The organism is Diplocloster modestus, assembly GCF_019042245.1.
In the GTDB taxonomy this organism is placed as follows: Bacteria; Bacillota; Clostridia; order Lachnospirales; family Lachnospiraceae; genus Diplocloster; species Diplocloster modestus.
In genome coordinates this window covers 318,492-338,758 of record NZ_JAHQCX010000003.1, presented here as the reverse complement: position 1 = coordinate 338,758, position 20,267 = coordinate 318,492, and the positions used below count along the sequence as shown (strand labels likewise).

The following is a 20,267-nucleotide window of genomic DNA, read 5'->3' as shown; positions in this document are numbered from 1 at the left end:
CATGCTGACAGTTACCAATCTATCCATCCGTACAAAGCAGACAAAAGAAACCCTTGTGCGCTCCGTTAGCTTCTCCGTAAAAAGCGGAGAGGCCCTTGGCCTGATCGGGGAGAGCGGCAGCGGAAAGAGCATGACCAGCAAGTGCATTATGCGGCTGTTGAATCCACGGCTTTTTGACCTGCGCGGAAGCGTACAATGGAACGGGAAAGAAATGCTTGCGGTGAAGCTGAATGAGCTGGACGGCTATCGGGGCAAGCAGATTAGTATGATTCCGCAAAATCCCATGACCGCCTTTGCGCCCATGCTCAAGCTGGGGAAACAGATGGAACTGGGCTTTTCGCTGAAAGGACGCAGGGAACGGACACAGTTCCGGGGGCGGCTGGCTGCCGCGCTTGCGGATGTCAATTTGCCTGATGCGGAAAAAATCATCAACAGCTATCCCCATGAGTTGTCCGGCGGCACGCTGCAGCGCGTGATGATTGCCCTGACGATTCTGCAGCGCCCGGAACTGATCATTGCAGACGAAATTACCACCGCTGTTGACGCGGCCAGCGAATACCTCATTCTAAATGAATTGGAGAAGCTGAGGCGGGCCGGCGTCTCCATGATTGTGGTGACCCATGACTTTGGCGTGGCGGCGAGACTGTGCGACCGCGTAGCCGTTATGAAAGCCGGCGAGATCATCGAGGAAGGAAAAACGCGGGAGGTATTTTCTGATCCACAGCACGAATATACCAGGCAGCTTGTGCAGGCAAGCGTACTCTTTCAGGAGGGACTATGCTGAAAGCGGAACATATCACAAAACAATATCAGATCCCAGGCGGCGGGCATACCGTGTTCGATGCGGTTTCGGATGTCTCCATAGAGCTTGGAGATGGAGGCGTGGCCGCCATCGTGGGAGAAAGCGGGAGCGGCAAGAGCACTTTAGCCAGAGTGCTGTCCTATGTGGAGCGGCCGGACGGTGGGCGGGTGTTTCTGGATGGTCTGGAGGTGTCCGCCTGCAGAAGAAAGGAACTCCGCGCTGTAAGAGGGAAGGTCCAGCTTGTGATGCAGAACGCTTTGGGGTCTTTAGACCCTCACCAGAGCGTGGGGTCTATTCTGGAGGAGCCCCTGCGGCTGCTGTTCCACATGGGGGCGGAGGAACGAAAACAGCGGTGTCTTGAACTGCTGGACATGGCACGGCTGGAACGGGACACACTCCGCCGCCGGCCGGATGAACTCTCCGGCGGACAGCAAAAACGGCTGTGTATTGCCCGCGCTCTGGCCGCCCAGCCCCAACACATTATCTTTGACGAGTCCTTCAGCGGATTGGATGTCACGCTGAAAAAGCAGGTGCTGGATTTTCTAAAGGAGCTTCAAACGGAGCTCCAGATCAGCTTTCTGGTGATTACCCACGATCTGGACACCGCCATGTATATGGCTGGCACGATTCATGTCATGCGCAGGGGCAAAATCATCGAAACACTTGAGCACCCCAGGAGCTTCTCTGATTTTCAGGAGCCCTATTCACAAGAGCTTGTAAAGGCAGTCCGCTCCAAGCGGAGGGCCTTGCAATAAATCAAAAAAGGAGAATAACAGCATGAAAAAGTTCTTGTCCCTTCTGCTGACCGGCGTTATGAGCGCCATGCTTCTTGCCGGTTGCGGAACCACTTCAAATGATCCAGACCCCGCTTCTTCCTCAACACCGCCTGCCGTCGAGGAGGAACGGTCCATCACCATTGCGCAAAGCGCCAATTTCTCCATGGGATTTGCCCCCGGCGTGCAGTCCTATGAGGCCACCTATTACATGAACAATTTTTATGAGGGACTGGTCGAATACCGGGACGGTGAGTACCTGCCCTGCCTGGCGACAGACTGGGCTGCCTCGGATGACGGCCTCACCTATACTTTCCATCTGCGGGACGATGTGCAGTTCAATGACGGCACCGCCTTCAATGCTGAGGCGGTCAAGCTCTATTTCGACAATATGAAGCCGGTAATTGGCACCAGTGCCAATTATGGTCAGCTTGACATGCTGACCACTGAAATCACAGTGGATGACGAGTACACCGTCTCCTTCCACCTGAGCCGGCCTTATTACAATGTCCTGAACGATCTTTCCATGGTGATGCCCCGTGGTATCCTTTCCGCAGCAGCCTTCCATGAGGACGGCTCTCTGAATACCGAATACCTGATGACCCACACTCCAGGCACCGGCCCATATATGTTTGAGAGCGTGAATGAAACCGCAACGGAATACACCTTTGTGAAAAACCCGAACTATTGGGGCGAGGAACCAGATGTGGACCGCTTTACCGTAAAGGTGATTCCAGAGTCCAAGGTTGCCGCCATGCGGGCCGGCGAGGTTGACTTTATCATGGGGTCTGATACGCTGGACGCCAATTCCTATCTGGAACTGTCCCAGGTGGAGGGAATCACCGGCGTGATCTCTGACTTTGACTTTGTGACGGAATTTATCGCGCTGAACGATGAGGTGGCGCCGCTGGATGATCTGAATGTCCGCACAGCCATCCAGATGGCGATTGACAAGGAATCTATCGCGCAGAATATTTACTCCGGTCTGCGCACAAAGGCGGACTCGGTGATGCCTGCGGATATGCCCTACTGCACCGCCACGGTGTCCACCCCGGACTACGATATGGATGGGGCGATTGCCTTGCTGGAGGACTCCGGCTGGGTCGATTCCGATGGGGACGGCATCCGGGAGAAGGACGGAACGGTGCTTTCCTTTACGATCACCTACCCCTCTACGGGCGTTTATGACAACATGGTGCTCTTTTTCCAGAGCTCTATGGCTGAACTGGGAATTGAGATCAAGACCAATCCCATCGACCTGATGGCCTTCATGCAGCAGGTGTTCATGGAGGACAACTACGAGATGACCGCCTACATGAGCTACTGGTTCCCTTATGACCCATACACCTTCGTGGCAAATATGTATCCGTCTACTGACTATGCTGACCCCAGCGGTATCTACTCTACCGATCCGCAGGTCGCAAAGGCCCTGGCTACCATGAGCGACGAGGAGGCCAAGGAACTGATTGGCGGGCTTTACAACACAGATGATCCCGCAGTCGTTCAGGAGATCTATACTGCGGCGCTGGACTCCGCCAATGAGAGCAGTGTGGTGATTCCGCTCAATTACAGAAACGAGTATGCCGTATTTAACAACGAAGTAATTGAATCTTATACTTTCAACAGTATTCCAAACCATGTGGATGTTGCGGCGATCCATCTGAAATAAGGGAGGTATTCCAATGAAACTCCATGCGTCGGGCGAGGACTATCTGGAGGCCGTGTTGGTACTCCAAAAGGAAAGAGGGATGGTACGCTCCGTAGATGTGGCCCGGCACATGGGAGTGTCCAAGCCCAGTGTGTGCCATGCGGTAGCTACCTTGAAAGAGGGCGGCTTTCTCACCATGGACGGGGACTTCTTCCTCCGCCTGACCGATGTAGGCCGGGAGGTAGCCGAGCAGACCTATGAGAAACACTGCTTCTTTACCCGCTTGTTGACGGAGGCAGGTGTTGATCTAAAGACAGCCGAACAGGACGCCTGCCGCATGGAGCATGTGATCAGCGAGAATAGCTTTCGGCATCTAAAGCAAAGTATGGACAAAAAGAAATAGTCGCGGGAGGTGAAGCTGTTGACGGGGGTAGCTGTACTGCAATATGGGAATTTGCGTATTGACCCAAACCAACGCAGGGTCTATGTAAATGAACAAGTTGTGGAGTTGACTACAATGGAGTTCAACATTTTATATTATCTGGCCTTACACCCCGGCTGGACCTTTACCCGGGAGCAGCTTTACCAATATGCAATGTCTGATGACTTTGCTTCCGGCCTCGAAAGCGTCACCAGCCGGATCTACAAGATACGAAAAAAACTAAATATCAATGCGATTCAAACGGTACACGGATACGGTTATCGCTTTGAGAAGTAGAAGTAAAAGGGAGCGGCCTTTGTTGATCAATGAAGGTTGCTCCCTTTTGCCATGTTGAAAATTGGAATTAAAATGGAAAAAGTGAAAACTCAGTCAGAATTTGGTCAGATTTACCGAATACAATGGAGATAAATTCTAACCATATAGGCGACTTTGAAAAACGGGAGGAATGTGTATGAAAGTTAAAAATCAAAATAGCAGAGGGAATTTCAAGTTGCGTTAGGCGGTCTTATTCTTAAATGAATGAGGCCGCCTTTCCTTTTAATTCCCGACAAAATTCTACAAAAAAATCAAATTACTGAACCTGGATCATTGGCAGACCTGCTGCCCGCTCTAATGGGAAATGCAGGTTCGTGTGCAAAGTGCGGTTCAGATGGCAAGGAGCCAAATGCGCATGGAAAATTTGAAAGCCATGCACATAAAAAGGTTCGTCGCCCATCTGCTTACATTTCGACACACAGTTTACTATCGAATATGGTCCTTCTGCCGCCCTTTTCGGAGGACAGGGCGGGAACATCACAAGACAAGTGACAAGCCTCCTCCTGCGGGCGTCGGAAGTCGTGACGGACTTCTTTATGTGTATCACACAGCCGATTGCTCACCTTTGTGGTGTGTGGTCGGCTGTGTTGTTTTATATAGAACACGAAGACGCCCATTAGTTCGGTGCCGGTCCCCTCCAAATGTTCAAGATTTCCAAAAATTCTTGAACATTTGGAGGACAAGACCATGCGGTATCGAAATAATGGACAAATAGAGGAAGAACTGCAAATCAGATTTACAGGTTACTTAATCCAGGCAGTAAAACGCACACGGCGCGATTACCTGAACATGCTCAACCAATACAGCAACAGTGAAATACTGACCGATACAACCTATACCACAGGACAGACTTTGGAACAAGAGATTACAGAGCACCTTCCTCTATGGGATGTGATCGAAAGTAATGCGCTCTTCTATGCACTCAAGCGGTTGAATGAACGCGAGCGGTATGTGTTCCTGTCGCATGTTTTGGACAACTGCCCTTTTGACTTGATTGGTGTAAGACTGGGCCTGACTTATAAAGGTGCAGCCGCAGTCTATTACCGTGCTGTTCAAAAGTTGAGAAAAAGTATTGAGGGGGTGGAAAAACATGATATTTGAACAACTGTTGTTTCAGGCAAAGGAAGGTGATCTGGAGTCAATTACCGATATTTTGAATATGTATCGACCCTTACTGCTCAAATATTCTGTAATTGACGGCCGGCTGGATGAGGATCTATACCAGGAGCAGTGCATTACATTGATGCGAGCCATCAAACTGTTCCGAATTTGAATTTATGAGAAAGGCTCCGAGACCTTTTGATCTCGGGGCCTTTCCCGTGGATTCAAGCAGGATGTACTAAGAGAAAAAAATAAGCGCACAGCAGTAGTTGGATGCTGCTGTGCGCTTATTCCGATATAACCTATGGGCCTCACCTTTACGGGTGAGGCCACACCGCGATAAAACTTACCCTACCACGATTTCCTTTTTGCCAGATCGCTCCGAAAAGAATCTCTGCAAAATGCTTATTGCAATTTTATTGCTCCTCTCCAGCGGCAGCCTTATCATAGTAGTAGATATAGGCGTTGTAATCCCGAAACCGAGTGATCAGCCGAATCCGGATGTACAAATGTGCCGTTTCAGAATAGAGGTTAAATTCAGTCGGATCACTGGTAGTCCCGGCATATCGGCAGAAGCGTTTCATGGTCTCCAGCGTCTTAAAGGCCGGCAACTTGAATAGGGCATTTTGAAACTCATCGATTTCTTTTACCAACTCTGGCGGTGTCTTTTTGCCGCTCTCATTGTGCCAGGTTGTCCACCAGCGGTATCCATCATAATCCGAACGGGAATAAGCAAGCTCGCTGACGGGGCGTTCGATGAGCTGCATCGGAGGCTTGTAGGTGTGCTTGAACACTTCTGAAAAAGTGCAGGTCTGCACCAGATAACAGGTGGACTTTTCTGCGCTTTTCTTCAGATGTCCAGACTTGACGGCATCCCACTCCGCAAGGGGCAGGGGCGTATGGGCGGCATCCCGAAGGGCCTCATCCATGCCGCAGGCTTCACAGATCTGCACATCCGCATAGCGGCTGAGGGCATTGACCATCAGGTGGGCTGCCAGAGGAGAGCCACACCGCAGGCATTTGGGAGGGGCCGCTGCATCGCCATGAGCATAAAGCTTTTTGTCTTGCTTCCAAGCGGCTTCCAGTAATTCTTTGGGGTATAATTTGATTTTCATGGTAATGTCTCCTGACTTTGAATTTATGTTCAAAATTATATCGAGGTCTTCCCCCCTGCTTCATAAATTGTTCAATCTATGCAACAGATTCGCTCATCGAAAAAAGAGTTCGCAGAGTTGCAGCCAGTTCCGTGCGGTTTTTGCAGGGGAGGCGATGACTGACGCCACAGTTATGCCCTTCTGAATTCATTTTGCAGATGGTGACACTCAACGCAGAGCCGTCGTGGCAGATCCACATCCGTCTGCCAGCAGCCGGGTCTTCTGCCACAATCCAGAGCGGGCACTGGCGGGTCATATAAGACTGGTTGGCAGCCCGCCACCCGCTGTAATCAGAGTAGTGGAAGCCTGGAGCATCTAATTTGCGTTGGTTTAGCACCAAATAGACTTCCTTGTACTTCATGCGCTGCGCCTCCCTTCCTGCAATGATAGATATTCAGCGTACCCCTCTGGGTCCAGTTCACGCAGGCGGTCTGCCCGGAAGCGGTACTCTGGATACTCACAGTAACCACTGCGCTGCGTTGCTCCGGTAGGGATAGCCAATCCGTGGCGGATCAGCCAGACCGGGAAATCGGCGTCGCCATTGGTATCGATGAACGCGCAGTCTTTCCCCCGTTCCCCGTCCAGATTGACCGTCAGAGAGGCCCAGGGCTCCGCATAGCCATTTTCCCATGTGTGCATGGCAATCGCCAGGTTGCCGTCCATATAGGCGGATACCTTTAACTGGATAGGATGGACAGAGCCATACTTTTCATAAGGGAAAGTAAGAGGCCCTTGCCTACCCATGGCCGGCATTGGCCTTTGGGCTGGAACTGTACTGATGTTGGGTGTCAGATCCAGTTCCCAGCATATAGCGAGAATATCAGAATCGTCCACACGGTAGTTATATTTTTTGGCATACTTGGGGTGGAAGAGAAGCTGACCGTTCTCCACAACAAATTTGCCTTCCTTGGTGCCATAGGTGTACTGGCGGCCATCCAGAAGATGTTGCACCTTTTTGGCGTCCGCTTTGATCTTTCCTTTGTCGTACCATGTGGTGTACTGCACCGCAACCTCAAGATTAGGGTTTGAATGAAAGCGGGTTTCTAAAAACTGCAGGACACGCCCGCAGACTGCCGCCCGCTGTTCGACGGTTTGGGCTAAATTAAAGGACAGCGTGAAATACGAATAGTCACGCCCGGACAACCCATAGCCGTGAAGTGTATTGCTGAAGTCGTTGCACCAGAAAAACAATTCCCAACGGGAACTTCCATAAGGCGCCGGATCTTCGGATTCATACTGATAGCAGATAAACTCCCTGGCAATGGCCGCCATGACAGAGGCCATCACAGCGTTTTTTGACTCAGCTGCCTGTTTGATGCTACGGTGCGCCTCGTCAGGGCCGGCATCGCAAATCTGACGGTTTGCCTCCCGCTGCTCTGGGGTGTAGACATATTGGAGTCTGAGCGAATGGACATCTTCCCGGGCATAACCCCGGTCAATCCATTTTGCGCTGGAACTTTTGACAGAAGATTTGTCATGCAATATATTCATGGTGATTCTCCTTTTTGATTTGATGTAAATGCTTGTCGATAACTCGGCGAAGGCAGTCAATGAAAATTTTTATCGCAGTGACGGCCGGCCCCGCCATATTCCAGCAGGGCATAGCCGATACACCGGGCCGTCTCGCCCAAAGTGTTTTTCACGGCTTCTTCCACCACATCATCCGTATCTGGGCACTCCTGTTCGTTGTTAAGGCGTGTCAGCTCGTGGTGCAGCTCTTTCATCTGCTCTGGCGTTACCGGCTGGTCAGTTTGGACCAGCACATCGGCAAAATCGCCGCAGCCATCAACATTCAATTCTCGGATCAGCAATACTCCCATAAACGATCCTCCTTCAACGGTCCTCGTGCCAATCATAAAGCAAAAGGTCATGGCTGGAGGCATTCGGCTGGAGGACTGCCGCCCGAAAACGATAATTCGTAAATACAAAGCCAGTGGGTTTGTGCGTGTACTGGACGGCAAGAATGTGATACTCCCGGCCCATCCAGTCGGCAGATTCCATGACCTGTTCGGTTTCATTCCCAAAATCAAGGGCAAAAATCCAGTTATCCTGACAGCTGCTCGGGTCAGAGTAAGGCTCCCCGCCCGGCAGGAACAGAAGCTTTTGTTTCATATCTTCATAACTGTGGACCCCCGGGTGTTTATTCAAGAACGCTTGTGCCAGTTGTTCCCTAAAGGTATAGAAGGGGATGAATGGCTTTTTTCCCTCGAAGTCCCCGTTTCCATCCAGAGCGATCACCTGCCCATCCGAGATGATCTCGATGATAACATCCTTTCGGATGCGGCAATCATTTTGATAATCATCCGGGGTAGAAGTGTACCATGTGCCATCAACCGTATCACGGTTGCAGTAGTAATAGGGCTGGTTTACAGATTGGAACACATCCTTGCAGAAGCCTGTGTCTTCAAACAGAAAAGTGAGCTGGATCGTTTTCATTCGAGTTCCCTCCGTAGTAATAATCATAGATTTTTCTTAGACCGCACCGTATTTTGGCTTTGGTAGGACTGCCGGTGGCGATTCTCTGACCAGAGCCAAACGCTGGCCCGAAAAACCAAATTTCGTAGTGGGTGCAGAGATGCCGCCCTTTTGTGTGGGCGCTTGAAACCGACCACATATAGGCGTCGCCGGACACCGTAAACTCCTTGGGATAGCAATACTCCCGCATTCCATCCGGCGAGAAATCATCCAGCGCCGCGGCATTCCCGGAACGGGGGTCTGCTTGCGGCTGAACGACCTCCCGGAGCCAGAGAAGAAAAGAAGGCGCCCCAGAACTCATACCGGTTCCTCCGGCTTGCCGGCCTTTTCATAGTAGACCTTGCGAGTGCCGGCGCCGCGAACTTGGAAGATAAAACCGGGCACCATCTCAGCCAGCTTGTCAGCATACATTTTGGCGCGGCCACAATCTGGGATCAGCGTAGCATAAACCAGGCCGACTCCAACTTTTCCTTCATGCAAATTTATAGCGCCATAACAGCGGGCTCCAATTTTCTTCCCATAGACGATATAGTTCATCGCTTCCCGCCCTTTCTGTTAATACCAGATGAAAGTCTGGCCGCATAATACCTGAATACGGTCCATAATGGCATCAACTTTCTTTTCGGAGAGGGGAACAGCTGCATTATTCCAGTGCCGAATCAATTCTTCCAGTGTGCGGTCTGGCGCCGACACACAGAAATCACAGCAAAAGTTATAGAGCGGCTGCCCGGTATAGGCTTCAAAGACGCTTTCAGTACCATCAGCAATCCGCTGTCTCTGGTTCCCACTGTAGTTGATACGGCCTAAATAGGCGGCGCCATAGCGTTCACGGTAGGCATCAATTATTTTGCGGTTCCAGTCGTTGTAGGTATCGTCACATTCGCGGATACCGAGATAGCCGCCGCAGCTGACAGCATATAATCTCTGCATTTGGCGATAGTAGGAGAGGGCGTCTTTGGATTTTTGAATATGCACCTGTTGTTCTTGTTTCATCAGGGTAACCTCCTTAAAAAACAAGGGACCGGCAAACAGCAAATGCGCTGTTTGTCGATCCCTTTGTGATAGTGTCCCTTGCCAAATAGCAAGGCATTTGTCAAATAAGAAAAAGTGTAGAGTTTTATTTCTGTGGAGCAACATTGAAAGTATCAATGATACAATACTGGCAGATCAATCAGAAAAATCTTTTAGGTGCTGAATGATCCATGCTTGCAGCTCGTGCTCTCCCGCACTGCCATTTGCAATAGAGATAAACATATCTGCAAGTTCGCCGGGCTTCAGTTCAAGAGCATAGCCGTTCCATTTCAGCAGCAACTGCGTCATCATTGCGCCAATCCGTTTGTTACCATCAAGAAAAGCATGATTGGAGGCCAGTCCAAACCCTATTCTGGCTATTTTCGCAAGGTCCGTTTCAAAAAGATCAAAACCGGCAAAGGTTTGCAACGGAGCATTGACTGCGGCTTCCAGACTATTTCGGTCCCGAATACCGTCCAACCCACCTGAAGCTTTGATGATCCTGCTATGGATGGCGATAACATCTTCAACCGTCACCCAAATCATTCCGCCATCCTCTTATAGTCATCAGCGAAAGAACTTAAAACCGCATCGGTATCCGCCAACATCTGCTCCCTTGAAATTTCTGCAGATGGTGTGTTAAGAGTTAAAGGAAACGGCATTCCATTATTGCGGACAAAGGCATTTGCAAAAATGTTGAACGCGGTGGATGTGGATATGCCCAGCTGCTCGCAGATGGCGGCCATTTGCGCTTTGACCTGGCTATCTATTCTAAATGTCATATTGGTATCCATATAATCGACCTCCTTGCACTACAATTATACTACATATTATGTGCAAATGCAACGAGTAGGATGCTTTATTGAAGAAGGCCACGGGAACCAATGTCTTGGAAGGAGTGCTGCATCATCTATGCGGCAGCTTCCGTGGGAGGCAGCTCATTGATGATGGGCGCGGAAAGTAAAATGGCCGTTTCGGTATCTTCCATTAACAGCCACGCACCATCGCGCCAAACACAAGAAGTTGCCTTGTTGTAAATCTCCGGGACCTTATTGGGATCGTCGATGCACTCGCGGGTAACGAGCAGGCACATGTGATCGAGATAGAAATAGTGAAGAGATTTTTCAATTTCCTCTCGTAAGGTATGGGCCAGGGCTGCAATTTCGTCCATATCCTGCCGCTGAAAAGCAGCCTCGGAAATCTTTTTCAGGCACTGTGTTTGCTGAATTGCTGCATCAATGTAGGTTTTGGCCTCGTCAAACAGGCTGCGCCGGATACGAATATCACATAGAGCTACATGACGGGTGTATTCGGTGGCCGCTTTGCAGATTTGCCCCCGCAGTTCTTCATAAGGTTTTTGGTACTTTGTTTTCAGCACTTCCAGCGATACGACTTCCAGATTTCTCCGAAGGGTATCCAAATGAATTTCAAGTGCCTTGCGTAATTCTTTTTCGTCCATAGTTTTTTCCTCCATTTCACAACAGAAATCACCAGCGTCCTATTTTTGTGAGGATGCCTGCTGATCATCCTGTAAAATATCCTGTGCGGCCTTGGATACTGCATCCCAGTAACACTCCCAATAGGTATCGCAGAGATCCAGGTAGTGGCTGATGCGCCCTTTGATGTCCGCATTGTGCAGCAGTTGTTTTTTCTGATCTTCTGTCAGAGCCAGATACTCCGGCAAAGCTTGAGCTTTATCAAGAAAATCCTCCCGTGCGCACTCATCTTCATAGGCTGCCGCCACGGTGCGTATAAATTCAGGAGCCAGCGGCAGAGGCCGTTTTTCAATGGAGAGGTAAAAGTGGTTTTCGCAGTATTCTCCATCCAGATAGCACTCATAGCTTTCTGCGGTTTCTTCCTCTGCAAACTGACTCTTTTCACGCCATTTCTCAATGCAGCCGCTCTCCAGTTCGTTTTTCAGATCGTCATGAAATTGCCGCTGGGCATCCATTAAATTAGTGAACGGAGCCTCATAAGAGCCAAATTCCCCGTCAGTGGCCCAGTGCGAGACGACGACATAAAGCGTACCTTGGGGATACGCCTGCTCGGGAACGGCCAGAGGCGTCAACATTTCAGGCGCCATGATGACCAGTTCCAGCCCTAAATCCTCCACACGCTTTGGCGCATCATAGAGTTCAGAAAAAGTCTGCTCCAGTGCGCGGCGGGCAGCGGAAAGGCACGGCGGGTCAAATTTACAATAGATGTCCGGCGTATCATTTTCAGTTTCCCGGTCATCATCCGTGCGAATTTCAAGGATGCGCCCGAAGAGCCCGCTGTACTCACTCGCTTCATTGGCGAGGACGCGGCTGCCTACTGTGTAGGTGATGTTCTCATGTGAGAATTTCTCACCCGGTTTCTTATAAATCATAGTCCATTCCTCCCTTGATGGGGAAAAAGCAAGTCCCCTTGATTCATCAATAAATGTGCCTTTATTATCCGCGTCGAAAATGACGGCACCGCTCGTAAACATGAAAATGAGCAGTGGAATAAAAGCGATATGCCTGCTGCTTTTTAGGCGGCAGCAGCCAACGGCGGATGGGCCGCTTGGCAGTACCGCAAACTGCAGGCTTTTGGCTTTTGAAGATTTTCATCATCCATATCCTCCTTGATAGACTGTACGCGAAATGGTGATCACCCTTCCTCCATGTCCTCGCCGGCCTCGATGATACCGCGCTTCCGTTTCAACTCCGCGACTTTTCGCTTCCACTCTTTCTGCGACTGCTCGGCCCGCGCCCGTTCCGCTCGTTGATCTTCCGGGGAGAGTGCAGAAAACTCCCACTCCCGGCGATCTGCGTCAATATCCGCCATGATGCGGCGCACCAGGCGCAGAGCCAGTTCGCTCTTTGTCGGCGGCAGCTGCTCCATGGCAGCCTGCCCCTGTTGAAAAAGAAGCCGGTACCGGTCGTATTGAGCCTCGGTGATGAAACCCCATCCGAAGTCATCCTGGAGTTCCCGCTCGCTGTGGTATTGCATCACTTTCTCAAATTCAGCCTGCCGGGCGGCGCTTTCTCTCTCCACCGCACGGGCAAATTTTGCCTCGATGCGCTGCAGATCGCCAAGCACCTTCACACAGGCTGCTGCCTCCATCAAATAGCCGTGATCCCGCGGCTTCAGATACCTACTCATCCAGCACCTCCGTTTGCTCATCATCACAGCTTACCAAAGGGCAAGCGTAACTTTTATCAATGCTGGGCATGGTACAGCCCATATCAGGATCATGACAATCACAATTCAAGCAGGGAACCAGTGGCTCCGGCTGAAGCCGGATTCCCAAAACGATGAATTCACTCCATCTTCCGCAGTGTGGGCAGGGGATTGTCCCGTTGTACGCATGGTCGATCTGCTCTTGTGTAACGGGGGAAATCTTATGGCAGCATTCGTTCCGCACATATACGATATGAGCGGCTCGCCAGACTTCTGGACGGTATCTCTTATTGAAAGGAAGGTAGCCGCCCCATTGCGGATTGTCGAAAACCCGGTCAATGTGTAGCTGAAGGGCTTCTTTTCGCAGTTCAGCGGCTGATGCCCCGATATAATTGTGTTCGCTGCACCATTGGATCAGATGCTTTAGCAGATGTGCCTCCCCATCGCGTTCGATGACAGCCTCCGCCAGCCTGCACCAGTCCTTTTCTTCAATCTCCCCAAGATTGGTTTTTACACCGTCCCACGGAAAACGCTTTTTATACCGGCCGGAGCCCGTGCTGTTACAGCGGAATACGCCGTATTGCCAGCGAATATCCTCATAGGTGATGGAAGAAAGGTCTACTCCGCTGGGTAGATGATAGTCTTCATATTTCATAGTTTTCAGTGCCTCATAATTTTCACAACGGTCAGACTTTGCTTTACACAGTCTGAACGCTATTGTGAATCTCTCCGGTTTGCGCGGGGCCAGCAGACGCATTGGTGTCTTGGCAGGGGCTATCCGATGGAGGAATCTCGCCTCTCAAAACAAAAGGAAGAACTGCGTTCCAGCTGGTCAGGGGAACTGGATTGCCGTCTATTTCCCGCAGAGCCTCATCCATCCAGCACTTTTCGCAGATATATACATGAGCGTATCTGCTCAAACTGTTCAGGAAAAAATACAGCCCGGAGTATAATTCGTTGTGGCCGCACCGCGGGCAGAGAAGTTGCTGTTCCGTCTCCTGCAGAGGGCAAAGACGCTCAAGAAATCTCTTTGCTTCGTCTTCAGAAAGTTTCATATTGTGTCCTCCATTGCATTTCTTAAAATTTTATTGGCACCAACTTGGCCGATGCCGGTATAAGGTCAAGCCTGTTATGAGATGGATCTCTTTGTCATTAGTGACTTGAATGAATCCTTTTTTGCGGGCCACAACCCTGACCTCCTCATTCATGTCAAGACAAAATACTTGTTCCCCGTCCATCTTCCGGAGCTCTTGCGTGGTAAGGGGAACTTCAGCGGCAAATTTGTTTTCAGGCGGTATAAGCCCAGCTACCAGCATTTGTACTGCGGTCTGAAAACCGGACTCAAAAGCCTGCTCGGCCACAATGCTGCTGCACTCACCGGCGGCAAGCTGGTACGCTTCCAAGGCGGCTATGGCTTCCGGGGAATTGCCCATTTTCTGGCGCAGGAGTTCCTCTGCCATTGAAGCATTATGGTTAAGCTGCTTCTGGTGCTCGCTTTGTGTTTTGAACACGCTCGGCTCATAATCTCCATAGTAGAGATCATGAAGAAAATCAGGGTCAGCGACAAAATCGGCTGATAAGGACTGCTTGGGCGCAGACAGACTTTCGGCGATTCGTTCCAGAGCCTTGATGAGACTGGGCAGCTGGGAATTAAAAAATCTGCGGCCATATTCTGTTTCGTGCAAATTCAAAATTCGTCACCTCCATATAGAGAAAAACCGCCAGTGCCTTCGGGCCTGTAGCGGTTTATGTGAGGTCCCAGAACAGGGACCGGCTTCTTGGTTGTTCATGAGGACAAACCGCCTGCTCCTTTAGGCGGCAGAGGTATCTGTCCCTGCAAAGTCACAACATACGATTTCGCATATTGGCGCGGTGCAATGCCAGTCATTTTTATAGTAGGCCGTGTCGATCCCTTGGTTAAACTCCAATAAAATCCCAGTCCTTTTTTCAAATGTTCTGGCACGCCCTTCCTGAAGCCAGCGATGGTCTTCCGTTCCGCTATATACGAATGGCGCGCTCATTTGCGGTATTATGAACGCACCTTCCTTTGCAATACGGGAGGCCGCCTCTATTACCATGTATTCAAATTCGCCGCTCATGTAGCTTTTGCGGTAATTGTTTGCAATTCGGCCAAACGGCGGATTTGCAATCGCGAAGTCAAATTGGCCCAAGAGGTCAGGCAGAAAGGGATCAAGAACATCCGCGCATATCCATGTGGCCTCTGGCACAACTTTTTTACCAACCTCAACATAGTGCGGATTCAGTTCTACACAGGTAATATCGGCATAGCAGCGGCTGCGGTCACTGCATTCCAGCTGTGCCGCATAGCTCAGTACGCCGATTCCAGCACACAGGTCGATAATTCTGATCGTCTTTCCGTATAGGCACGGAATCTGGAGAGTAAAATCGTTGGCAAGTCCAAAAGGAGTAAAAAATGCACCGGACTTGCTATTGATGTGCTCCGCGTCTTCCCGGAAATTTTCAAAGATAAAAAGCTTATCTTCGTGGGAAAGGTGTTCTTTCTGCAGGAGACAAACCGCCTGATCGTGGAGCTGAATTTCTCTTTTGGTCAGCTTACTCATGGGTATCCTCCATTTATGTGGTTTGGTACAGTTTAGACAGTGAAACCTTCCATACTGCAGCGAAGAATGCAGTAGTCGGTCCGAAGGCTTTTCATGTGCCGCAGAATATCTTCTTTGGACTGGTAGCCCTCCAAATTCAACACCTGCCGTTCTGGACACCCCTTCTCGCTGGTCAGGTTGCAGTACCAGTACCCGCTTTTGGTCTGGTAGACCTTCCGATTTCTCTTGTGACCGGGAATCGTGAGCGTCAAATGCAGACCGCCGACGCCATACTCTGCATGAACGAGCATAAAAGTCGCTTTATACAGCTCGCGTTCTTCCTTTTCTACAAAACCACAGAGGTCAGGCAGCCTGGGGCACCTTCCAGATGCGGGGGTCATATCACGCCGGTTTCGTTGGAATTTTCCCCGGCACCAGCAATCCCGCACCTCGCATTTTTCACAATCCACAGCGCCATGAAGCGGTGGGAAATAGTGTTGCTGCTCCATCACATGGCCTCCTTAAAAACAGTCATTCTGCATTACTTTTTGGCAGGCCAAGTCCAAACCAGCTTTCAGCTGAGGCATGGCCTCCATGTATTGGGGAGTGATACCTAGGGCATCAAGCGTGTCTTGAACATCGCCGGTATAGCCGTATTCGTGGTTGGAAAGTTCAGTCAGGAACATTTCATAAATGAAATTGTCTCCAGCTGTATCAGCGGCGATGGCCTCCTCAAGCTCCTTGCGGTGCCGGGCAAACATTTCATGCAGCTTCGGCGCATCGCTTTTGCGGTAAAATCCACCGGTGCCAGCAATAGCATACACCTGATTCATGTCGGAAGGGCGCAGGCCGAGCCGGCGCATTCCCTCTGCGAACTGCTGTTTATCGAACGCAAAAAACATGGGAAAAGCGTTGACTTCCTCCTGCTGGCGATTCCGCAGCTCCTGATATTGATTTTTCATATTATGCGGCCTCCTTTTTCCTCTGCTGTACAGATAGCCTGACACGCCATTCTTCTGGACGGGGCTGACTGTGGCGAATCCGTTCTAAAAGGTCTTTATTCGCACAGACGGCATATTGCTTCCACTGAGGCTCTGACCCTTGACGGGTCAGGTGCTCCAAGGCATACATCATAACAGCACCTTACCTTTCCAACTCGAATTGCCGAAGCTTTTCTAACAGCAGGCGGGTGTTCTGCTCGTATTGCTCAAGGAACGGCTGATCCAAATCGAAGTTATAATATCGGTAAAACAGCACTTGGAAGGTCATCTGTTTGCATAGTTCCGGAGAGATCGAGCGCATCCGCTTACCGATTTCCGTGATAGCGGCATATTCCTGTTTCAAATATTCTTTCTCCACTCTGGGGAAATTGCGATAAAACCAGTCCTTAACAGAAACCTTTCCGCCGTTGAAATGATACTGCTGATTGCGGTCAAAGCAGAGGCAGTATTCAAAATCACGGCCCCGCTCGCCGGGTCCTACAGAAAAGGGATAGAGCCGGCAGGTCCGTGGGCGTGCCTCGTAGATGCTGCACAACCCATCCTTCAGGAAAATACAGGAATCGTCCGGCCCCGTGGTTTTCAGCATGAAGATGGGAAAGCACTCTTGGGTCAGCGGCATAGGCTCGCAGTATCGGGTCAACACATCGTCTATAGTGCAGATGTTGGGATCACAGCCACGCAAATAGTTTGCCAACCGGTAGGCATCCAGGCTCTCCACCATCAAACTATCCTTGATATGACGGCAGCATTGTCCACACCTGCGGCACTGGTAGTCCACACAGTCTTTGGCATGAACGGACACTACTATTGTTTTTTGATCATCCATGACAATCCTCCGAAAAAAGGGCCGTGGCGGGAAATCCGTCACGGCCCAAAACATATAGGACAAGCTCTGTTGTCCCGGTATCTTCTTACAACCGCTTTACGCGCATGCGGCCAGACTCACCATCGGGAGCGGGTTGCAGGCCGCCAGCGGAAAAGGGGCCATTGAGAGGCAGTAATTGGAGTTGAGCGTTTCAAAGCGTACCATATCATCCGACTGATCGTGGATGGCTACCACACGGGAGGTATGATAGATCTTACCGCCTGCATGAAGAAGTGCGCCCTGTCCAATCACCAGCGGACGCAGAAGTGCTCCGCGCATCACAATAGATTTTTTTGATTTCGTCATATACTTCGACCTCCATTCTGTTTGTGGTAGATAGAGGGTTACTCGCGGCATAACCTCAAAAACACAGTATGGACCTCATCAAGAAGTTCCTGGATGCGTTTCATCGGTATTTTTTCGTGGCTGGAAATCTCCCTGATTCCATAGCCGTAACCCTTCATGCGGACAATTTTCATCTGTTGTTCAGAAACATGGGAAGCCAGATCATGGAGCATCTGCTGCATTTCAAATTCCTGCATGAGACGGTCCTGGCCCGGCAGCACATCTTCCAGCGGAACGCCATCCGGGTATAGGCCCAGATGGATGCTGATGACTTCTGCATTACGCTTGCAGCGTGTTTGACTTAGATAATAGTTCGACAGATTGCGATACATTATCTTCCAAGCAATCGTCGAAAAAGAATATTGTCGCAACATTTCCCTTGAAAAATAGTCTTGGACAGCCTTTAAGTAACCAAAGATAACTACATCATAGAATTCATCCTCTGGAAGATGGTTGTCATTGAGAAATTTATAGACCAGGCCATGGTGTTCAGCGGCAAAATCCTGCTGCTCCTTTGTCAACGGTACTTCACACAACATAAATTTTCCTCCGTTCTAAATAAAAAAGGGATACCTCCGACTTGCGCCGGAGGTGTCCCTTGATGATGTATCATGCGGCATTGCCGCAACAAAAACAGTTACGCCGGCAACTGTTCATAGTCGCCGTTGATCTCGCCGACCACATAGCTTCCATCCGAGGCCGGGGCCGCAGTGGCAGATTCCGGGATCTCATAGTCGCAATCGTTGGCCCGCTGTTCCTCATTGATCAGCGCCCGCTGAATGTTGATAGTTTTGATTTGCCCCTTGAAGACATTGGCATAGGCGCGGATCTGGGCCAGCTCTTCCCCCTGGAAATCACGCAAAAGGCGGAAAGTTGCAACGCTGTAATCATTGCTGCCGTTGCTATCTTTCTTGAGGCCGATCTGGACCAGACTGCCATAGGTGGCACGCTGGCGATAGACAAAAGCCCTGTTCAGGAACTCCTTGAACGGCCTGATGCTGGTGGGCGGCAGGGAGACCAGCAGAGGCATATATTCACCACTGCGCAGCAGATAGAGATGCCTCATATTCTTGCACGCCTTGCCGCGGCCGCCATCCTTGGCCGATCCATACGCATTCATGGGGCAGGTAGCACACGCACCTCCCGGTACGCCGATCCCTGTTTTGCCATCTACAGAGGAGCAGAGCGGTTTGGTGTCTTCGTCATACTCGCTGCCTTCCGGCCACAGAGTATAGGCAGAGTGGTTGTAGAGGATGATGCCCTCCAGCGTCCGGGTATAATCCGGATTGTCGGGATCTTCCGTGGGAACTTCAAACTGCAGGGCGCCGCCGGCGGGAATCTTCACCCGCTGGAAGCTCATCATCTGAAGCCCATCCGCATCTTCTGCGATCTCATCGCGGCTGAAGTCGCCCTCCACCATCGCCGGAAGCAAGAATTTGTTCTGCTCGTTTGCGGCCACCATAGAAGTGTTCTGTTCGTACATAGTTCATTCCTCCTGTTAATTTTTTGATGGATGGCAGCCATTTAAGCGGCCATCTGGTTAATTCGGCTCCACTGCCGTGCCGGCATGGAGAGAATGTTGTAGCCGATGCCTTCCAGCGCGGTTGCCCGGTCATAGTCCTTAACATCCTGGCTGTGGCGCGTTACGGCGTTGGACAGACCATATAAGGTCAGATCGTTGCCTTCAATCAACCGCTGCAGCACACCGGAGCTTTCATCGTCCGTGATGTGAAAATCCTTGCTGACGAGCTTCACAATGCCAGGGACAGCGGCAGTATTCATGGGGGCGTCCTTGGCTTCCCGCATCATGTTGACCACACGGGTAAAGCGCACCTCGTCTACTACGGCCCGCACCGTGTCCTGGATCTTCATGGCGAAGGCTTTGTCATCGGCCTCCAGCGTCTTTTCCGAATACAGCTGGTAGTTCTCCGAAGCCTCATTGACACGGCCTACATGGTTGCGGCGCGTCTGGGCGTCGTTTACCACCATACCGTTGCTGCACACCAGACGATAGACCAGCGGCTGGATGCTCACCGAGCCCAGGCCTACCTCGCTATTGCTGATAATAATACCGGACTGCACGATGTCACCGGGTACGACCTCTGCCTCCAAACGGGTGTTGACAACCTTGATGTACATACGGCTGTCGGTGAGCTGGCAGCTCTCGAAGTGCATCCCTTCCATCTCCTGAAGGACTGGAAGGACAATCCCGGCAATATCGAGGTTGTCGATACGCCGGTAGCGGTTGCTGAGAAACGCCCGCGCTGTGCCGTCTATGGTGCGAACCATACGCACAGCTGGCTCCCGCTGGAACCAGGCATTCACATTCTGCGCCAGCAGCTCGGGGTATTCCTCCAGCATCTTGTCATAATAGGCTGCCGGGATCTTGAGGTGCGTTCCGATCTGCCTGTGTGCGATGGCGTTGACCTCCAGCGGCTCCACAGCATAATCACCGGATTGGTCGTAAGCGTTGAGATACAGCCCGCCACCAAAAGGCTCCAACCGGAGACTCCGGGTGTCCAGCATATAATCGGCCTTCAAATCGTTCTGCCGCTGGATTTCCTGTGCCATTTCCACAAGACTGATCCCTGATTTCATGTTATTTCACTCCCTTCTCATGACGATGGCGG

Annotated in this window: 32 protein-coding genes; 7 read left to right on the top strand and 25 right to left on the bottom strand. The window is 50.9% G+C overall.

Annotated elements, in window-relative coordinates; all coding sequences use genetic code 11:
- Window position 1: 1 nt before the first annotated feature.
- From KTH90_RS06560 to KTH90_RS06530, 7 genes are all read left to right on the top strand, one after another.
- Window positions 2–784, top strand: a complete 783-nt coding sequence (locus KTH90_RS06560) for an ABC transporter ATP-binding protein (protein WP_238726501.1) — start codon at window positions 2–4, stop codon at window positions 782–784.
- The gene (locus tag KTH90_RS06555; protein ID WP_238726500.1) at window positions 778–1,557 is read left to right on the top strand and encodes an ABC transporter ATP-binding protein; all 780 of its coding nucleotides are present in this window, start codon (window positions 778–780) and stop codon (window positions 1,555–1,557) included. The genes KTH90_RS06560 and KTH90_RS06555 overlap by 7 nt, the downstream gene beginning before the upstream one ends.
- Before the next feature lie 22 nt (window positions 1,558–1,579).
- The gene (locus tag KTH90_RS06550; RefSeq protein WP_238726499.1) at window positions 1,580–3,244 is read left to right on the top strand and encodes an ABC transporter substrate-binding protein; all 1,665 of its coding nucleotides are present in this window, start codon (window positions 1,580–1,582) and stop codon (window positions 3,242–3,244) included.
- Window positions 3,245–3,257: 13 nt separating this feature from the next.
- Window positions 3,258–3,626 carry a metal-dependent transcriptional regulator gene (locus tag KTH90_RS06545; RefSeq protein ID WP_238726498.1) on the top strand — a complete coding sequence of 123 codons (369 nt, stop codon included), beginning with the start codon at window positions 3,258–3,260 and terminating at the stop codon, window positions 3,624–3,626.
- A 9-nt stretch (window positions 3,627–3,635) separates the two neighbouring features.
- Complete coding sequence (locus tag KTH90_RS06540) at window positions 3,636–3,941, top strand: winged helix-turn-helix domain-containing protein (protein ID WP_238726497.1); 306 nt, start codon at window positions 3,636–3,638, stop codon at window positions 3,939–3,941.
- A 726-nt stretch (window positions 3,942–4,667) separates the two neighbouring features.
- On the top strand, window positions 4,668–5,081 hold the full coding sequence (locus KTH90_RS06535; RefSeq protein ID WP_238726496.1) for a sigma-70 RNA polymerase sigma factor region 4 domain-containing protein: 414 nt from the start codon (window positions 4,668–4,670) through the stop codon (window positions 5,079–5,081).
- Window positions 5,071–5,253, top strand: a complete 183-nt coding sequence (locus tag KTH90_RS06530; protein ID WP_009258011.1) for a helix-turn-helix domain-containing protein — start codon at window positions 5,071–5,073, stop codon at window positions 5,251–5,253. The genes KTH90_RS06535 and KTH90_RS06530 overlap by 11 nt, the downstream gene beginning before the upstream one ends.
- A 244-nt stretch (window positions 5,254–5,497) precedes the next feature.
- Here the strand turns inward: KTH90_RS06530 and KTH90_RS06525 are convergent, their stop codons facing one another.
- The 25 genes from KTH90_RS06525 to KTH90_RS06405 form a co-directional block, all read right to left on the bottom strand.
- Window positions 5,498–6,196, bottom strand: a complete 699-nt coding sequence (locus tag KTH90_RS06525) for a hypothetical protein (RefSeq protein WP_238726495.1) — start codon at window positions 6,194–6,196, stop codon at window positions 5,498–5,500.
- A gap of 76 nt (window positions 6,197–6,272) precedes the next feature.
- Window positions 6,273–6,596, bottom strand: coding sequence for a hypothetical protein (locus KTH90_RS06520; protein WP_238726494.1), 324 nt, complete (start codon window positions 6,594–6,596; stop codon window positions 6,273–6,275).
- A complete protein-coding gene (locus KTH90_RS06515; protein ID WP_238726493.1) occupies window positions 6,593–7,726 on the bottom strand; it encodes a DUF4313 domain-containing protein in 1,134 nt (377 codons plus the stop codon). Before KTH90_RS06515 ends, KTH90_RS06520 begins: the two co-directional genes overlap by 4 nt.
- A gap of 56 nt (window positions 7,727–7,782) precedes the next feature.
- On the bottom strand, window positions 7,783–8,055 hold the full coding sequence (locus tag KTH90_RS06510; protein ID WP_238726492.1) for a hypothetical protein: 273 nt from the start codon (window positions 8,053–8,055) through the stop codon (window positions 7,783–7,785).
- A gap of 13 nt (window positions 8,056–8,068) precedes the next feature.
- Window positions 8,069–8,671 (bottom strand): hypothetical protein, encoded by a 603-nt coding sequence (locus tag KTH90_RS06505; protein WP_238726491.1) that lies wholly within the window; start codon window positions 8,669–8,671, stop codon window positions 8,069–8,071.
- Window positions 8,640–9,011, bottom strand: coding sequence for a hypothetical protein (locus tag KTH90_RS06500; RefSeq protein WP_238726490.1), 372 nt, complete (start codon window positions 9,009–9,011; stop codon window positions 8,640–8,642). Before KTH90_RS06500 ends, KTH90_RS06505 begins: the two co-directional genes overlap by 32 nt.
- The gene (locus KTH90_RS06495; RefSeq protein ID WP_238726489.1) at window positions 9,008–9,247 is read right to left on the bottom strand and encodes a hypothetical protein; all 240 of its coding nucleotides are present in this window, start codon (window positions 9,245–9,247) and stop codon (window positions 9,008–9,010) included. The genes KTH90_RS06500 and KTH90_RS06495 overlap by 4 nt, the downstream gene beginning before the upstream one ends.
- An 18-nt stretch (window positions 9,248–9,265) precedes the next feature.
- The gene (locus KTH90_RS06490; protein WP_238726488.1) at window positions 9,266–9,703 is read right to left on the bottom strand and encodes a hypothetical protein; all 438 of its coding nucleotides are present in this window, start codon (window positions 9,701–9,703) and stop codon (window positions 9,266–9,268) included.
- 174 nt (window positions 9,704–9,877) lie between these two features.
- Entirely contained in the window at window positions 9,878–10,267 is a 390-nt protein-coding gene (locus tag KTH90_RS06485) for a type II toxin-antitoxin system death-on-curing family toxin (protein WP_238726487.1), read from the bottom strand.
- Window positions 10,264–10,515 (bottom strand): type II toxin-antitoxin system RelB/DinJ family antitoxin, encoded by a 252-nt coding sequence (locus KTH90_RS06480; protein ID WP_009258021.1) that lies wholly within the window; start codon window positions 10,513–10,515, stop codon window positions 10,264–10,266. The genes KTH90_RS06485 and KTH90_RS06480 overlap by 4 nt, the downstream gene beginning before the upstream one ends.
- A gap of 116 nt (window positions 10,516–10,631) precedes the next feature.
- A complete protein-coding gene (locus tag KTH90_RS06475) occupies window positions 10,632–11,180 on the bottom strand; it encodes a decarboxylase (protein WP_238726486.1) in 549 nt (182 codons plus the stop codon).
- Window positions 11,181–11,219: 39 nt separating this feature from the next.
- The gene (locus KTH90_RS06470; protein WP_238726485.1) at window positions 11,220–12,089 is read right to left on the bottom strand and encodes a hypothetical protein; all 870 of its coding nucleotides are present in this window, start codon (window positions 12,087–12,089) and stop codon (window positions 11,220–11,222) included.
- A gap of 64 nt (window positions 12,090–12,153) precedes the next feature.
- Window positions 12,154–12,315, bottom strand: a complete 162-nt coding sequence (locus KTH90_RS06465) for a hypothetical protein (RefSeq protein ID WP_157838658.1) — start codon at window positions 12,313–12,315, stop codon at window positions 12,154–12,156.
- 37 nt (window positions 12,316–12,352) lie between these two features.
- Window positions 12,353–12,847 carry an adenylosuccinate lyase gene (locus KTH90_RS06460; protein ID WP_227144102.1) on the bottom strand — a complete coding sequence of 165 codons (495 nt, stop codon included), beginning with the start codon at window positions 12,845–12,847 and terminating at the stop codon, window positions 12,353–12,355.
- On the bottom strand, window positions 12,840–13,520 hold the full coding sequence (locus KTH90_RS06455) for a hypothetical protein (RefSeq protein WP_238726484.1): 681 nt from the start codon (window positions 13,518–13,520) through the stop codon (window positions 12,840–12,842). The genes KTH90_RS06460 and KTH90_RS06455 overlap by 8 nt, the downstream gene beginning before the upstream one ends.
- A gap of 43 nt (window positions 13,521–13,563) precedes the next feature.
- Entirely contained in the window at window positions 13,564–13,920 is a 357-nt protein-coding gene (locus KTH90_RS06450; RefSeq protein ID WP_238726483.1) for a hypothetical protein, read from the bottom strand.
- A gap of 30 nt (window positions 13,921–13,950) precedes the next feature.
- Window positions 13,951–14,556 carry a DUF6809 family protein gene (locus KTH90_RS06445; RefSeq protein WP_058722736.1) on the bottom strand — a complete coding sequence of 202 codons (606 nt, stop codon included), beginning with the start codon at window positions 14,554–14,556 and terminating at the stop codon, window positions 13,951–13,953.
- 120 nt (window positions 14,557–14,676) lie between these two features.
- The gene (locus KTH90_RS06440; RefSeq protein WP_009258028.1) at window positions 14,677–15,447 is read right to left on the bottom strand and encodes a methyltransferase; all 771 of its coding nucleotides are present in this window, start codon (window positions 15,445–15,447) and stop codon (window positions 14,677–14,679) included.
- Window positions 15,448–15,479: 32 nt separating this feature from the next.
- On the bottom strand, window positions 15,480–15,935 hold the full coding sequence (locus KTH90_RS06435) for a hypothetical protein (RefSeq protein ID WP_238726482.1): 456 nt from the start codon (window positions 15,933–15,935) through the stop codon (window positions 15,480–15,482).
- Window positions 15,936–15,947: 12 nt separating this feature from the next.
- Window positions 15,948–16,388 (bottom strand): DUF7659 family protein, encoded by a 441-nt coding sequence (locus KTH90_RS06430; RefSeq protein WP_238726481.1) that lies wholly within the window; start codon window positions 16,386–16,388, stop codon window positions 15,948–15,950.
- A gap of 181 nt (window positions 16,389–16,569) precedes the next feature.
- Window positions 16,570–17,253 (bottom strand): YkgJ family cysteine cluster protein, encoded by a 684-nt coding sequence (locus KTH90_RS06425; RefSeq protein WP_238726480.1) that lies wholly within the window; start codon window positions 17,251–17,253, stop codon window positions 16,570–16,572.
- A 96-nt stretch (window positions 17,254–17,349) separates the two neighbouring features.
- Window positions 17,350–17,598, bottom strand: coding sequence for a hypothetical protein (locus KTH90_RS06420; RefSeq protein WP_009258032.1), 249 nt, complete (start codon window positions 17,596–17,598; stop codon window positions 17,350–17,352).
- A 38-nt stretch (window positions 17,599–17,636) separates the two neighbouring features.
- Window positions 17,637–18,176, bottom strand: a complete 540-nt coding sequence (locus KTH90_RS06415) for a sigma-70 family RNA polymerase sigma factor (RefSeq protein ID WP_195328129.1) — start codon at window positions 18,174–18,176, stop codon at window positions 17,637–17,639.
- Window positions 18,177–18,274: 98 nt separating this feature from the next.
- On the bottom strand, window positions 18,275–19,120 hold the full coding sequence (locus KTH90_RS06410) for a hypothetical protein (protein WP_024729858.1): 846 nt from the start codon (window positions 19,118–19,120) through the stop codon (window positions 18,275–18,277).
- 41 nt (window positions 19,121–19,161) lie between these two features.
- A complete protein-coding gene (locus KTH90_RS06405) occupies window positions 19,162–20,235 on the bottom strand; it encodes a DUF932 domain-containing protein (protein ID WP_009258035.1) in 1,074 nt (357 codons plus the stop codon).
- Between the last annotated feature and the right edge of the window lie 32 nt (window positions 20,236–20,267).